Annotated in this window: 11 protein-coding genes and 2 pseudogenes; 6 read left to right on the top strand and 7 right to left on the bottom strand. The window is 74.2% G+C overall.

Features of this window, described 5'->3' with window-relative positions; translation table 11 throughout:
- Together OO48_RS37410 and OO48_RS15100 are read left to right on the top strand one after the other, a co-directional pair.
- The coding region (locus OO48_RS37410; RefSeq protein WP_280842416.1) for a non-reducing end alpha-L-arabinofuranosidase family hydrolase at positions 1 to 150 on the top strand (150 nt) is incomplete at its 5' end.
- Between the two features lie 398 nt (positions 151 to 548).
- Complete coding sequence (locus OO48_RS15100) at positions 549 to 2,150, top strand: ricin-type beta-trefoil lectin domain protein (RefSeq protein WP_063830678.1); 1,602 nt, start codon at positions 549 to 551, stop codon at positions 2,148 to 2,150.
- A gap of 287 nt (positions 2,151 to 2,437) precedes the next feature.
- Here the strand turns inward: OO48_RS15100 and OO48_RS36245 are convergent.
- From OO48_RS36245 to OO48_RS15070, 6 genes and pseudogenes are all read right to left on the bottom strand, one after another.
- A pseudogene (locus tag OO48_RS36245) lies at positions 2,438 to 2,821 on the bottom strand (FAD-dependent oxidoreductase); the annotation flags it as partial.
- Positions 2,822 to 2,985: 164 nt separating this feature from the next.
- A complete protein-coding gene (locus OO48_RS15090) occupies positions 2,986 to 4,458 on the bottom strand; it encodes a SulP family inorganic anion transporter (RefSeq protein WP_033216242.1) in 1,473 nt (490 codons plus the stop codon).
- Between the two features lie 209 nt (positions 4,459 to 4,667).
- Positions 4,668 to 5,270, bottom strand: a complete 603-nt coding sequence (locus OO48_RS15085) for a carbonic anhydrase (protein WP_033216240.1) — start codon at positions 5,268 to 5,270, stop codon at positions 4,668 to 4,670.
- A gap of 142 nt (positions 5,271 to 5,412) precedes the next feature.
- A complete protein-coding gene (locus OO48_RS15080) occupies positions 5,413 to 5,793 on the bottom strand; it encodes a hypothetical protein (protein WP_157845458.1) in 381 nt (126 codons plus the stop codon).
- Positions 5,794 to 6,617: 824 nt separating this feature from the next.
- Positions 6,618 to 6,806: a hypothetical protein gene (locus tag OO48_RS15075; RefSeq protein ID WP_033216236.1), complete on the bottom strand. Its 189-nt coding sequence runs from the start codon at positions 6,804 to 6,806 to the stop codon at positions 6,618 to 6,620.
- A 74-nt stretch (positions 6,807 to 6,880) separates the two neighbouring features.
- A pseudogene (locus tag OO48_RS15070) lies at positions 6,881 to 7,126 on the bottom strand (BlaI/MecI/CopY family transcriptional regulator); the annotation flags it as partial.
- 574 nt (positions 7,127 to 7,700) lie between these two features.
- Here OO48_RS15070 and OO48_RS15065 point away from each other — a divergent pair.
- The 4 genes from OO48_RS15065 to OO48_RS15050 all read left to right on the top strand — a co-directional run bounded on the left by OO48_RS15065 (position 7,701) and on the right by OO48_RS15050 (position 11,875).
- Positions 7,701 to 8,417 (top strand): molybdopterin-dependent oxidoreductase, encoded by a 717-nt coding sequence (locus tag OO48_RS15065; RefSeq protein WP_209439487.1) that lies wholly within the window; start codon positions 7,701 to 7,703, stop codon positions 8,415 to 8,417.
- The gene (locus tag OO48_RS15060; RefSeq protein ID WP_081952134.1) at positions 8,374 to 9,060 is read left to right on the top strand and encodes a cytochrome b/b6 domain-containing protein; all 687 of its coding nucleotides are present in this window, start codon (positions 8,374 to 8,376) and stop codon (positions 9,058 to 9,060) included. Before OO48_RS15065 ends, OO48_RS15060 begins: the two co-directional genes overlap by 44 nt.
- Before the next feature lie 192 nt (positions 9,061 to 9,252).
- Positions 9,253 to 10,866 (top strand): DUF6351 family protein, encoded by a 1,614-nt coding sequence (locus tag OO48_RS15055; protein WP_033216234.1) that lies wholly within the window; start codon positions 9,253 to 9,255, stop codon positions 10,864 to 10,866.
- A 220-nt stretch (positions 10,867 to 11,086) separates the two neighbouring features.
- Positions 11,087 to 11,875, top strand: coding sequence for an alpha/beta hydrolase (locus OO48_RS15050; RefSeq protein WP_245194655.1), 789 nt, complete (start codon positions 11,087 to 11,089; stop codon positions 11,873 to 11,875).
- Here the strand turns inward: OO48_RS15050 and OO48_RS15045 are convergent.
- Positions 11,872 to 14,631 carry a helix-turn-helix transcriptional regulator gene (locus OO48_RS15045; protein ID WP_033216229.1) on the bottom strand — a complete coding sequence of 920 codons (2,760 nt, stop codon included), beginning with the start codon at positions 14,629 to 14,631 and terminating at the stop codon, positions 11,872 to 11,874. The genes OO48_RS15050 and OO48_RS15045 overlap by 4 nt on opposite strands.
- Positions 14,632 to 14,657 lie beyond the last annotated feature (26 nt).

The following is a 14,657-nucleotide window of genomic DNA, read 5'->3' as shown; positions in this document are numbered from 1 at the left end:
CACGGCGACCTGGTCCGCAACAACCCCGACCAGACCATGACCATCGACCCCTGCAACCTGCAACTGCTCTACCAGGGCAAGTCCCCCACCGCGTCCGGCCCCTACGACCAGCTCCCCTGGCGTCCGGGCGTCCTCACCCTCCAGCGCTGACCCACCCGATCCCCGGCGGCCGCGACCGACCGCGACCGCCGGGAGGGGGACGGACGGTCAGCGGGGTGGGTGCCTCCACCCACTGACCGCACGTCACCGACCGCCGGTCCCCGCGGGAACCCGGGCCGGACGCCGGCCGGGGTTCCTCCCGGTCGGCCCCGTGCGCTGCCGTGCTCGTCGGGCCCGGGGGCGATGTCGCCCCGCATTCCTGTCGTGAGTTCAAGCACCTTGCCGTGCTCGGGAGTTGACCCGGGCGGTGGTGACGGGGTGTCGAGAGCGGGCGCTCTGCTGCCGCCGACAGGCCGCTCTCCCGACCGCCACCGACAGGTCGCTCCTCCCAACCCCTTGTCAGCGGTGACGCCTCCCTGGCGTTCACCCGGACCGACTCAGGAGATCGCATGTACATGACAACCATGTCCCTTCGCCGCCAAGCGCGTCCAGCCGACGGGAGGCCGGACGCGCCGGCCCGCCCGGAGCGACGGTCGACGGTCGCTCGCATCCGGCCGCGCGCCGCCCGGCGCCTGGTCGCCGGCTCGACGGCGCTGGCCCTGGCCCTGCTGGGGCTGGTGAGCGTCGGCACGGCAGGAGCGGCGTCGCCGACGCCGACCGCCCCCGCCCCCGACGCCGCCGTGGCCCTCGCCCCGGCGGCGTCGGCCACGAGCCAGTTCCACGGAGTGAACTGGGCCGATCCCGACGACAACTTCATCACGGGCCCCAACATCCCCGTGGGCCTGTCGACGGCGGACGACTACGCGACGACCTACGCGAAGTCCACGGCCATCCTCAAGGGCTTCCAGGGCCTGGGCGCCAACACCGTCCGGATGGGGTTCAACGCGGCGACCACCTCGGGAGCGTGGTGGGGCAACTACAGCGCGGCGCTGGACGCCGCCACCGCGCTGGGCATGAACGTCATCGTCGCGCCGTGGCTGCAGGGCGGCAAGGTCAGTGACACCACGTCGTTCCACCAGATGTGGGACACCATGATCAACAAGTACGGCGCGAAGAGCAACTTCTACTTCGACATCATGAACGAGCCGTACGCCTACAGCGCCACGGACCTCACCAACTTCGAGGCCGCCTGGCTGGCGCGCCACTCCAGCGTCCCGCGGGGCCACGTGATCGTGCCCGGTCTGTGGAGCGACACCAATCTGTGCGCGGTCGGCGCCGACTCCCGCCTGTCCGGAACCCTGCTGTCGATCCACATCTACGGCATGTTCGGCGACTCCCACGCCACCGAGGCCGGCTGGGTCGACGACTTCACCAGCAGCCTGTGCGGTCACGCCGACCGCGCCGTGCTCACCGAGTTCGGCGTCCCCATGAACACCGGCGTCGACTACAACGGCCCCAAGGACGGCAACAACGACCTGTCCTACCTGTACGCCATCACCGACACCGTCCGCAGCCTGGGCATGGGCTCGGTGCTGTGGACCGGCGTCAAGGGAGCCACCCAGAACCAGGGCCCCGGGCCCTGCGAGAACGCCTCCTGCGCCATCACCACCCTGAACGGCAGCGGCACCAACCTCTCGCTGGCCGTCACCAACCGGTCCGGCCTCGACCGGCTCCAGTGGGGCTGGGGCACCGGCACCAACCCGGGGGGCAACGGCACCGGCAACGTGGGCGCCGTGCTGCGCGGCGCCGGCTCCAACCGCTGCCTGGACGTGCCCGGAGCGAGCACCGCCAACGGCGTCCAGACGGAGATCTGGGACTGCAACGGCGGCGTCAACCAGATCTGGGCCGTCACCTCCGCCAAGGAGTTGAGGGTCTACGGCGGCAAGTGCCTGGACGCCTACGGGCTCGGGACCACGCCGGGCACCAAGGTGGACACCTGGGACTGCAACGGCGGCTCCAACCAGAAGTGGAACCTCAACGCCGACGGCACCGTGACCAGCGTCCAGTCCGGCCTGTGCCTCGACGTCAGCGGCGCCTCCAGCGCCAACGGCGCCCTCGTCGAGCTGTGGACCTGCACCGGTGGATCCAACCAGAAGTGGAGCCGCCAGTAGCAGGAGCGGTTCCGCCGGGGGTTCGCCCGGACCCCGGCGGAACCGGTCAGGCGGCACCGACGGCTTCGGCCTGTCCGGCACCCGCGAGGACGTCCGCCGCAGGTACGGCCGCTGAGTCCCGGCGGCGTCGGCGCGGGCGGGATGGGGTGGGCCGGCCGCCACGCCGGCCGTCCACACCAGGGTCCGGTTGCGCAGGGTCCGGCCGTCGGTGAGCTCCACCGTCCGAGGGTCACCCGGACCACGCTGGTGTTCAGGCTGAACTCGGTGCCGCGACCGCGCAGCACCGCCGTCGCGGCCGATCCGAGTCGCTCGCCGATCTCCGGCAGCAGCCGCGGCGCGATGTCCACCAGGTGCCGGCTGAGCAGGGACGGGTCCACGTACGGGGAGCGCCGGACCGCCTGCCGGGTGAGCGGTTCCAGGCAGGCGGCCGTCCCGGTGCCCGCGTACCCGCCGCCCACCACGAAGCACAGACGTTCGGCCCGCTCCTCGGGGTCCGTGGTGGTGGCCGCGTCCAGCCGGCCGATCACGTGGTCGCGCAGGGAGGCGGCCTGGGCCAGGGTCTTCATCCCGAGCGCGTGCTCGGTGACGCCGGGAATGTCGAACAGCCGGGTGGTGCTGCCCGCGGCCAGGACCAGCTGGTCGTAGCCGAGCTCCCACTCGGCGCCCTCCACGGTGCGCACGGTGACCTGCCGGCGCCGGGTGTCCGCCCTGAGGGCGAAGCCCGGTCGTCCAGACCGGCACCTCCACCTCCTGGTGGTCGATCGCCGAGTTCCACGCCTACGGCTGAACCGGGGCGGCCCGCGCCGCGCCGTCGGGCGCGGCGCGGGCCGTCCGGTCAGAGCAGGGCCGGTACGCGCACGGGGTCGACGCCGTGCGCGTTGTGGCGTCCGGCCCAGTCCTGCAGGGCCATCCGGCAGGCGTGGTCCAGGTGGCGCAGCGCGGTGAGGTCGAGCTCGATCGGGCGGTCGCGAGGCAGTGCTTCCAGGGTGTCCAGGATGCGGGGCAGCCGCAGGAAGGTGGCGTTGCCCGAGACCGTCACCAGGATCGTCCCGGCGGGGAGGTCCTCCACCTCCAGGTGCACCGACGACGTCTCCCAGGCCGCCTTGAGCACGGCCAGCAGCAGCCCCAGGAGCACGCCCTCGAACATGTTGGTGGCGACGATCGCCACCGCGGTCGCCGTCAGCACCAGGACCTCGCCGCGGTGCGTGCGCCACAGCGGGACGAGCGAGCCCAGCGGCAGCAGCTTGAACCCGGCGTGCACGAGCACGCCGGCCAGCGCGGCCAGCGGGATGACGCCGAGCGCGGCCGGCAGCAGGGCGGCGAACAACAGCAGCCACACGCCGTGCAGCACCCGGGACGCCTTCGTCCGGGCCCCGGCCTGGACGTTCGCGGCGCTGCGCACGATCACCGCGGTCATCGGCAGCGCGCCGAGCAGCCCGCACACGGTGTTGCCTGCGCCCTGGGCGATCAGTTCGCGGTCGTAGTCGGTGCGCGGCCCGCTGTGCAGCCGGTCGACCGCCGCCGCGCTGAACAGGCTCTCGGCGGAGGCGATCAGGGTGAACGCCAGCACCGTCGCGATCCCGCCGAGCCCGGTCAGCACCTCGAACGAGGACGCGCTCGGCGGCTGCACCACGTCCAGCAGACCCTTCACGTCGACCTTCGCCACGGGCAGCCCGAACGCGGCGACGGAGAGGACCGCCAGGCCGACCGCGGCGAGCGGCGCGGGCAGCGCGCGGACCCTGGCGGGCAGGCGCTTCCACAGCACCAGGACGGCGACGGTGCCGGCCCCGACCGCGAACGAGGCCAGGGCGGTGGAGGAGGAGGCGGTGTCCGCGACCAGGCCGGGCAGGCCGGCAATGTTGGCGGGACCGTTGCCGGGCGCCTTGGCACCGGCCACGGCGTACAACTGCCCGGCTATCAGGACCAGGCCGATGCCGGCGAGCATGCCCTGCACGACGGAGACGGAGATCGCCCTGAACAGGCGGCCCAGCCGCAGCACGCCCATGAGCAGCTGGAGCAGGCCGGAGGCGAGCACGAGGACGCCGAGCGCGGCCACGCCGTACTCGCTGACGGCCTCGTACACGAGCACGGTCAGCCCGGCCGCCGGGCCGGACACCTGGAGACTGCTGCCGGGCAGGAAGCCCGTCAGCAGGCCGCCGACGATGCCGGTGACGAGCCCGAGTTCGGCGGGCACGCCGGAGGCCACGGCGACGCCGACGCAGAGCGGCACGGCGACGAGGAAGACGACGAGCGAGGCGGCGAAGTCCGCCCGGAGCGTCGACGGGTCTAACGTGATCTTTCGGAACATGGGGTCCTCTTGGGTTCGGTCGGAAAAACGGCCGGTGAGAGGGCCGCTCGGAGCGGAGGGGCCGCATCGGGAGGAGCCCGTGCGGCGGGAACGGGGGCCGGAACCGGAACAGCCGGACCGGCCGGAGCGGCCGGGATGGCCGCAGCGGGCGCGCCGGTACCCCGGGCGGGGACCGGAGCGGTCAGGGCGCAGCGGTCAGGGCGCAGCGGTCAGAGCGGGAGGAAGGCGTCCGTCTCGGGCCGGTGCGCGAGGACGAGGCCGGTGTGGACCTCGTAGAACCAGGCGTGCAGCCGCAGGTCGCCCGCCGCGGTGCGCCGGGCGACGCCCGGGTAGCCGCGCAGCCGGTCGAGCTGGGCCAGGACGTGCCGCTGCACCGGGCCGGCGACGGCAGGGTCGAAGACCTCGGCCGGCCCCGTGGTCAGCGTGGCGGGGTCGGTGCCCGCGAGCCAGCCGCGCACGGCGGGCACGGCGCTCAGGTCGTCGCCGCGGACGACGGCGCCGACGGCGCCGCAGTGCGAGTGGCCGCACACGACGACGTCGCGCACGCCGAGCACCTCGACGGCGTACTCGACGGTGGCGGCCTCGCCGGACGGGTGGTCGACGCTGTACGGCGGCACGATGTTGCCGGCCGTGCGCAGCTCGAACAGGTCGCCGGGGGCGGCGCCGGTGATCAGGGACGGGACGACCCGCGAGTCGGAGCAGGTGACGAACAGCGCCTGCGGCGCCTGTCCGGCCGCGAGGGCGGCGAACTCCAGGCCGCCACGGGCGGCGCGGTCGCGGAAGGTGCGGGCGCAGTCGCGCAAGGGATCCATCGGGACATGCCTCCATGACCCCCGCGCGAGGCGCGGGGGCGTACGTGAACCAGGGGTGACGCCCCGCCGTCCGGCGGGGCGGTGCCGTGCTGCGAAGGGCGGTGCCGCGCCGACGGGTCGGCGGTGGCGGGCCCGGGTCAGCTCAGCAGCGGAAGACCTGGAACACGGAGGCGGTGGCGCCGCCGGTCCGTCTCGACGGGTAGGGCGGGGGCGCGCCGGGGCCGGTGCGCGGCGTGCACGACGGCAGGACGGGCTCGGCGGGAGCGTGGTAGGGCCCGACGGGCCGCAGTCCGTTGCAGGTGCCGGAGCCCGGCCGGGCGCTCACGTGCGAGGCGTGCCGCGCGGGGACGCCGGCGGGCAGGTCCTGCTCGGGCTCCGACCGCTCGGCGGGCAACGAGGCGACGCAGACCTCGACAACCGGCGGGCCGGGTCGGAACCCCTCCGCGACCGCGGAACCCGTCAGCACCAGCAGGAGTCCGGCCAGGGCGGACAGCAGTGCCGCGACCATGCCGATTCGACGCACCGGTATCCCCCTCCCCTGGTCGGCCCGCGCACGTACTCACGTTGATAAACGAATCTGATGACGGATCAGTTTCCGCTGTGTGTGCTCCAGATGACGGTTCGCGCACGCCGATCGGCGGGCCAGGAGACTCCGGGCCGGACGGGACCGTACGTACCGCAAACGGACAGCCCGCCTGATCCGCGAGCACGGGGTCATCGGTCGTCACTCGCGCGAACACCGCCGAACCACCGTCCAGGACCGGACCACACCATTGGCACCGGACCTGATCGGAGGTGACTTCACCGCGGCCGGTCCCGATGTCCGGTGGGCCGGTCGGCGGCTCGTGGACGCACCGGGCCACCGTCATCGACCTGCGCTCGTGCCGCCCGGTCGTCACACCCTGGGGCGATCGACCGGTTGGAGCCTCCCTGAATGACCGGGGAAGAACGCAGGTGAGGGCCGATCTCTCGGTGACGTGCTCATTGCCTGACCCCTTCTCACGCAGACCCGGGAACGTCCGCACAAGCCCGCCTCCGGTCGATCAGGCCGGGGCTCTCGGCTCGACTGAACGACCCGGCCCCGGCATGACCCGCAGCGAAGACACCCCGACTCAGCCCCACCAGAAGTGCGCACGGCCTCGGGGGCCCGCTCCATGACGCTCCCGCCCCACTGCGGCACCGCCAAGACCAACGGCTGCGTGCCGGCTACCTACCGGCCTGGGCCCCTCCGGTCTGCGGGGCAGTCCGTCCGGCGACGCCGCCGGTCCGGGTGGGCCCCGAGGGCTGCGGGTGACGCGGCCCGGGCCTGCCGAGGCGGAGCCGGTCCGGCCCGTAGCTCCCGGCCGTTCAGAGCAGCGTGCCGCACCAGACGTTCCGGGCCAGCCACTCGTCGTGGCTGAACGCGTCCCTCCCGGGATCGGCCGGGCGAACCGGCACGGCGATGAACGTGTCCTCCGACAGGATCCGCTCGGGCAGCCGACGGTAGCGGTCCGGTCCGGCCTCGGTGAGCTCGGGACGCGTCCTGCGGTCGGTCATCTCCTACCCCCTCGTGCGAACCGACGAGAGCGTCACCGTACGACACGTCAACACGTGTGCGTCGAACACGCAGGTCAGCGGGTCGCGCGACGCCCGCGGTCGGTGAGGGTGTACCGCACCGACCGCTCCTCCTTGTGGCGGTTGACGCGGCCCTTGGCGACGAGCGACTCGAGGGTGTTGCGCACGACCTGCGGGGTGGGCTCGCGGTCGGGGTGCTTCAGCACCAGCTCGTCCCGCAGGTCCTTCGCGAGGCACGGCTCGCGGTGGCCCGCGAGCAACCCCGTCAGGACGCCCCCCAGCAGCGGCTGCGGTCTGCGGCCCAGCCGCCGGTCCGGGCGGACGTCGGCCAGGCCGAGCCGTTCGAGCCGGGCACGGGTGCGCTCCCCGACGTCCCAGTCGTCGCCGATGACGGTGAGGCGCTCCTCGGCCACGTTCCCGGACCCGACCGCGTCGAGGGCGCGGATCGCCTCGGTGCCGCCGAGGACGTCGGCGACCGCGAAGTCCGTGGCCAGCGGGAGGTCCTACGGCAGGTATGCGGCGGTGCCGGTGACCGTCACCGTTCCTGCCAAGGGCCGCAGTTGACCGATGATCAGCTTGAGCAGGCGCTCTTGCCGGAGCCGTTGGGGGCGACCAGGCCGATGCGGCCTTGGCCGAGGGCGAAGGTGAGGCCCCGGAGATGTCGTCTCCATCCGCCATGCCCGTCCCCACGCTCACGTCGATGACCCGCCGCCGGCCGGCGCAGCGGTCCGCGACACCGAGACACCTGCATGCGTGCGGTCGCGCGGCAACGTGTGGGCGCCACTTGACGGAGCACATGACCCATGCCAGCATCGTAACCGTTCAAAGCGGTTACTTTGAGGTCTGCGGGTTCGAGGCCGGGAGAGGGGACGGGACATGCCGGACGAGGCACCCGAACGGCGCGCCGAGGGAGCGCCGGTGGGGCGGCGGGTGCTGCTCGGCACCTTCGCCGCGGGGATCGCGGGACTCGCCGCGGCCCCGTACCTGCAGCGCGGGTGGGAGGGCTTCCTCGGTGCCGCCTCCCAGCACGATCCGACCGGGCTGACGGGCCTGCTGCCCGACCCCGGCGGCTTCCGCTACTACAGCGTCGTCGGCTCGGTGCCGCGCAAGGACGACACCGACTACGAGCTGCGCATCGACGGCCTGGTCGACCGGCCGCGCACCTACACCCTCCCCGAACTGCGCGCGCTCCCGCAGAGCCGGATCGTCGGCGACGCGGTGTGCACCGACGGCTGGCGGGTGGACGGCACGCCCTTCCGGGGCGTGCGGCTCGCCGACCTGCTGGACGCCGCCGGAGTGCGCGCCGAGGGCGCCGCGCTCCGCTTCACCTGCTTCGACGGCGCGTACAGCGAGAGCCTGACGCTGCAACAGGCCCGGCGGCCCGACGTCCTGGTCGCCCTGACCATGCAGGACAAGCCGATCACCCACGCGCACGGCGGCCCGGCGCGGCTGTACGTGGCGCCGATGTACTTCTACAAGTCCGCCAAGTGGCTGTCCGGCATCACGGTCACCGACCGGGTCGTGCCCGGCTACTGGGAGGGGTACGGCTATGAGGTCGACGGCTGGCTCGACGGCGCCGACCGCGCCGCCTGACGCCGACGGCGGGCGGGTCCGCCGGTTCACCCGCGCCGAGCGGCTGGTCCACCGGACCACCGGGTACCTGATGCTGGTGTGCCTGGCCACCGCCGCCTGCCTGTACCTCGGCCCGCTCGCCCAACTCGTCGGCAGACGCAGGCTGGTGGCCACCGTCCACGAGTTCTCGGGCCTGCTGCTGCCGGTCCCCGTGCTGCTCGGACTGCTCTCCCGCGCGTTCCGCGCCGACCTGCGCCGCCTGAACCGCTTCGGACCGGCCGACCGGCGCTGGCTGCGGGCGGCGCGTCGACGCCGCACCTCGCCGCGGGACCGTCCGGCGGGCAAGTTCAACGCCGGGCAGAAGCTCTACGCGGGCTGGATCGCCGGTGCGGTCCTGGTCATGACGGCCACCGGGCTGCTGATGTGGTTCACCCGGCTGCTGCCGTTCGTCTCCCGCACCAGTGCGATCTTCGTCCACGACTGCCTGGCCTGGGCCGTCGCCCTCGCGCTCGCCGGGCACGTGCGCCGCGCCCGGCGGGACCCGGAGGCACGGCAGGGGATGCGCACCGGGTACGTGAGCCGGCGCTGGGCCCGCGAGCACCACCCGCACTGGCTCCCCGACGACCGCGGCGACGGCGACGGCGACGGCGGCACCGTCGCATGACCCAGGGCCGGCGCGGAACGCGTGTCCCGCGAGCCGCGCACGCCCCGCGCACCGCCCCGGCTGCGGGTGCCGGCGGCCGTCAACTGACTGATGTGACGGCCCGTCGTCCGACGTCACTGTGGACCCCGTCAGCCCGGCAGACAACCCCGGAAGACACCCCCGGAAGACACCTCACACCCTTGGACGGGACAGATGAACCGACGACTCCTCGCCGCCCTCGCCGCCGCCGCGCCGCTGGCAGCCGCGGTGTACGCGCCCGGCGTCTCGGCGGCGGCGGACGGCGCCGCCCCCGCGTACGGCTGCACCAGCCCGGTGGTGCGGGCCCCGGCCGGAACGGCGGTGGAGAACGTCACCGCCGCCGCCCACGCCGCCGGCACCTTCGACGTACCCGCCGTGTTCCCGCTGCCGGGCTTCCCGGTCGCCGACGTCCCGGCGTTCTGCGACGTCACGATCACCCTCACCCACCCCGGCCAGGGTGACCACGCGAAGGTACGGGTCTGGCTGCCGCAGCAGAACTGGAACGGCCGGCTGCAGACGATCGGCGGGCAGGCCTACGCCGCCGGCGACTACGGCGCGGGCCTCACCGGCGCGATCAAGAGCGGCTACGCCGCCGCCACCACCGACGCGGGCGTCGGCACCTACCTGGACACCGGCTGGGCGCTGAACGGCGCCGGCCGGGTCGACACGGCGCTGCTGCAGGACTTCGCCTCCCGCTCCCAGCACGAGGCGGCGGTCGTCGCCAAGGAGGTCGTCGCCGACCACTACGCCCGGGCCGCCTCGTACGCCTACTTCAACGGCTGCTCGACCGGCGGACGCCAGGGCTACATGGAGGCCCAGAGGTACCCGGGCGACTACGACGGCATCCTGGCCAACGCCCCCGCCGTCAACTGGGACGAGTTCGAGGTCGCCACGCTGTGGCCGCAGGTGGTGATGAACGAGGCGAAGACCTACCCCAGCGCCTGCGAGTTCAAGGCCTTCACCGACGCCGCCGTCCAGGCCTGCGACGGTGCCGACGGCGTCGAGGACGGCCTGGTGACCGACCCCGACGAATGCGGCTACGACCCGCGCCGCCTGGTCGGCACCACCGTCGAGTGCGACGGCCGGCAGGTGACCGTCACCGCGGCCGACGCGGAGGTGGTGCGCCGGATCTGGGACGGCCCGCGCACCGCGGCCGGCCGCAAGCTCTGGTCCGGCGTGCCGGTCGGCGCCGACCTGAGCGCGCTGGCCGGTACCACGACCGACGCCGCGGGCAATCCAGTGGGCCAGCCGTTCCCGGTGCCCGCCGCGTGGGTGTCGACCTGGCTGAAGAAGCAGCCCGGCTTCGACGTCTCGACCGTCACCACCGACCAGTTCACCCAGTTGTTCGCGCAGTCCCGGGCCGAGTACGACAGGGTCATCGGCACGGACGACCCCGATCTGACCGCCTTCCGCGCGGCTGGCGGCAAGCTCCTCAGCTGGCACGGCTCCGCCGACGAGTACATCCCCGCCAACGGCACGGTGCAGTACCGCCAGCGGGTCGAGCGGAAGATGGGGGGCGCGGCGAAGGTCGACGACTTCTACCGGCTCTTCCTCGCGCCCGGCACCGCGCACTGCGGCCTCAACACCCAGGGCGGCGACCTCGCCGCGCTGACCGCCTGGGTCGAACGGGGCAGGGCGCCGCGGACGCTGGCCGCCACGCTCACCACGGCCACCGGCGGGACGGTCGACCGGAACCTGTGCGCCTACCCGCTGGTCTCCCGCTACAAGGGCGACGGCGACCCCGCCGACGCCGGCAGCTTCCGCTGCGCCCCCGCCGACCCGCGCTGACCCCGCACCACCCCCGGCCCCGGCCCGCACCCGTCGTCCGCGGGCGCGCGCCGGGGCCCGCGCGTGTCCGGCCGCCGGCCCGCGGCGGCCGTACTCCGAACGCATTGCAGTCATTCGACTGATCCCCCGGGGAGCCGCCGGCACGATGCTGGACAGGCCGCCGTCCGTGGCGGCTGACCTCATCAGGCTCGGAGGGCTCGTTGTGACCCGTACTCCCGTCGTGTTCATCCATGGCGCGTGGATGCACGCGCTGTCCTGGGAGTCCTGGGCGGAGCGCTTCACGAGCCGCGGCTACCTCGCCCGGACGCCCGGCTGGCCGGGCGAGCCGGCCACCGCACCGGAGGCGCGCGAGCACCCGGACGCGGTGCCCGACACCGGCCTGGACGACCTGACCGAGCACTACGCCGCGATCGTCCGCTCCTGCGAGGCCCCGCCGGTGATCGTCGGGCACTCGGTCGGCGGGCTGGTCGCCCAGCACCTCATCGGCGCCGGACTGGGCCAGGCCGCGGTGGCCATCGCGCCGGCCCCCGTCGACGGCGTCGGACCGTGCTCGGGCCACGCCGGCGCGGACGCCGGGGACGCCGGGGACGGCGCGATGGTCCTGCTCTCGCGCCGGCGCTTCCGGGACGCCTTCGCCAACGCGGTCGGCCCCGAGGAGGCCGAGCGGCTGTACGACCGCTACGTGGTGCCCGTCCCGCGCCGCCTGCTCGACGACCTCGGCTGCGGGGGCCGCCCCCGCAGCCCGAGCGCCCTGGTGGACGTCGGCAACGTGGCGCGCGGCCCGCTGCTGCTCGTCTCCGGCCAGGAGGACCTGCTGGTGCCCGACGCGGCGACGCGCGGCGTCTACAAGGCCTACGGCGACTCCACCGCGACGACCGAACTCAAACAGTTCGCCGACCGGGGCCACTCCCTGGTGGTCGACGCGGGCTGGCGCTCCGTCGCCGACCACGTGCTCGGCTGGCTCGACGAACGCGGCATCCGCCCCGCCGGCCCGCACGCCGCCCGTTAGCCGTGGCTCGCCTCGGCGGTGTCGCCCAGGGCGTCCCGCAGTGCGGCGCGGGTGGTGATGCCGAGCTTGGGGAACACCCGGTACAGGTGTGAGCTGACGGTGCGCGGGGACAGGTGCATCCGCTCGCCGATCTCCTTGTTGGTCAGACCGCTCGCGGCCAGGCCGGCGATGCGGTGCTCCTGCCAGGTCAGCGCCGTCGCGGACGGGGACCGGGTGGCCATGCCGGAGGCCCGCAGCTCGGCCCGCGCGCGGTCGGCCCAGGCGTCGGCGCCGAGCTGCTCGAAGGACTCGGCCGCCCGGAGCAGTGCCTGCCGGGCCGCCTTGGGCCCCTGCGCGTGGCGGAGCCGGACGCCGCGGGCCAGCCGGATGCGCGCCAGCTCGAAGGGGAACCCGACGCCCTCCGTCAGCGACTCGGCCCGCGCGTACCAGGCGGCCGCCTCCTGCTCCTGCTCTGCGGTGAGTGACAGCGCGCCGTAGGTGAGCAGGGCCAGTCGCGGCGAGACGTCGGGCAGGCCGGCGTCCAGCGCGGCCCGGGCGTGCCGGCGCGCCTCCTCGGTGCGCCCGGTGTGCAGGGCGGCCTCGACCAGGTCGAGCAGGGTCCGGGAGGCCTGGTGCGCGCAGGGCTCGAAGGAACCCGGGGTGGTGATGCCGATCGCGTAGAGGTACGCGGCCTCGTAGTCGCCCTCACTCAGCGCCGCGGTGATGCCCACCGCGTCGGCGATCTGCGACAGGAAGCCCACCCCGCGAGGACGGGCCCAGGAGTCGACGGCGGCCTGCAGTTCACGGGCCCGCTCCAGCTGTCCGCGCAGGGCCGCGACCTGTCCGAGGTACGCGCGGCTGTGGTGGGCGAAGAGCGCGTGGTCGTGCTGGGTGGCGAGTTCGAGACCGCGCAGACCCGTGCGCTCGGCCTCCTCCCACTCACCGACGGCCAGCTGGTCGAGCATGATCAGGTGCAGCATGGTCATGGCGGACGCGGTGGCCCCCGCCCCCGCCTCACGGTCGACCGCGCGCTGAAGGTGCGTCCGGTAGGGGCTCAGCACGTCGAGGTGATAGGCCGTCACACCCAGGCGGACCAGATCCCAGGGATTGAGGTGCGCGAGTTCGGTGAACGCCCGGTCCAGTCGCGCACGCGCACCGGCGCCGTGGCGCACCACGTCGCTCCAGGCGTCGCGGAACAGCAGCGACTGCGCGGGAACCCGGTCCCCGAGCGCGTCCAGCAGTGCCCGGGCCCGCTGCCAGGCGTCGGCGTCGGCGGCGTACTGGCAGGTGACCATCAGCAGGTTGACCAGCCGGACCTCGGCCTCGTCGGCGGGCAGCCCGGTGCCGTCGTCGCGCAGCGCCTCCAGCGCGGTCACCACCTGGCGGTGCGCGGACCTGACCTCGCCGTCCCGGTACAGCGCGACGTACGCCGACGCGGCCACCGACGCCGGGGTGCTGCCGCCGCCGGGGGCGAGGTCGGCGTGGACCAGCCACTGGGCGCGGTCGGGCAGGGCGGCCTGCCCGGCGATGAACGCGGCGTCGCCCAGCCGCCGGGACCGCTCCCCGGGGGTCTCGCTGAGTTCCGCCGCGCGGGTCAGCCAGGCGATGGCGGCGAGCGCGCCGCCGCGGCGGGTCGCGGACCGCGCCGCCGCGTCGAGCTCCGCGGCCACCTGCTCGTCGGGGTCGATCGTCGAGGCGGCCAGGTGGGTGGCGCGCCGCTCCACGTCGTCCCGGTACTCGCGGGCGAGGACGGCGTGCGCCTCGCGCCGCTCGTTGGGGGTGGCCTTCTGGACGACCGTCGAGCGCACCAGCGGGTGCCGGAAGACGAAGTGACCGGTCATCGGGTCGATGTCGAGCAGGCCCGAGAAGGCCGCCTCGTCGGCATCGACCATCCGGTAGCGGGACCCGCGCGCGGCGTCCGGCGCCTTGCCCGCCCCCACGCCGTCCAGCGCGCCGCGCAGCAGCTCGGTGCGTACCGGCCGGCCGAGCGCCTCGATCCGGGTGCCGTAGACGTACTCCAGCCGCCCGGGCAGCGGCACGCCGTGGTGGCTGAGCAGTTCCTCGACGCCGTGCAGCGGGCGGCCGGCCAGGAACGGGGGGAGTTCGAGCAGGGCCAGCGGATTGCCCTGGGCCTCGTCCAGCACGATGCGCCGGATCCGGGGATCGAGCCGCGGGTGGCGCAGGTCGAGCAGTCGCTGCGCGTCCTCCTCCGACAGGGTGGTGACGTGGAGCTCGGGCAGCGCCGCGGTGTCGAACAGCGACGGCACGTCCGACCGCAGGCCGACCACGAGCCGGACCGAGCTGCCGGTGAGCCGCCGCCCCACGAAGCCGCACACCTCGGCGCTGACGCCGTCGAACCACTGGCCGTCGTCGACCACCAGGAGCAGCGGCTGCTGCGAGGACGCCAGGGCGAGCAGGTCGAGGACGGCGATGGCGAGCGTCATCACGGACGGGGGAGCCCCGGCGTTGCGGCCGAACACGACGTCGAAGAGGGCCCGGTGGGAGGTCTCCAGCCGGTCGAGGTGCGGCAGGAGCGGATAGAGGACCTGGTGCAGTCCGGCGAACGGGAAGTCCGACTCGGCGTCCACCCCGACCGCCCGGATCACCCGGTGGTTCTCCTGGCCGGCGAGCTCGGTGAGGTGTTCGAGGAGCGCGCTCTTGCCGACCCCGACCTCGCCCTTGAGGACCAGCGACCGGCCGCCGGGAGCGGTCACGAAGGACGACAGCGCCGCCCGCTCCGCCTCCCGGCCGACCAACGCGTTGACCGGTGCATGCATGTCGCGCCCCCACTTTCCGGACCGCC

The sequence above is a fragment of the Kitasatospora phosalacinea genome (assembly GCF_000716545.1).
GTDB lineage: Bacteria > Actinomycetota > Actinomycetes > Streptomycetales > Streptomycetaceae > Kitasatospora > Kitasatospora phosalacinea.
Note: the sequence above shows the minus strand (reverse complement) of the source record. Positions and strands in the feature narration are given on the sequence as shown.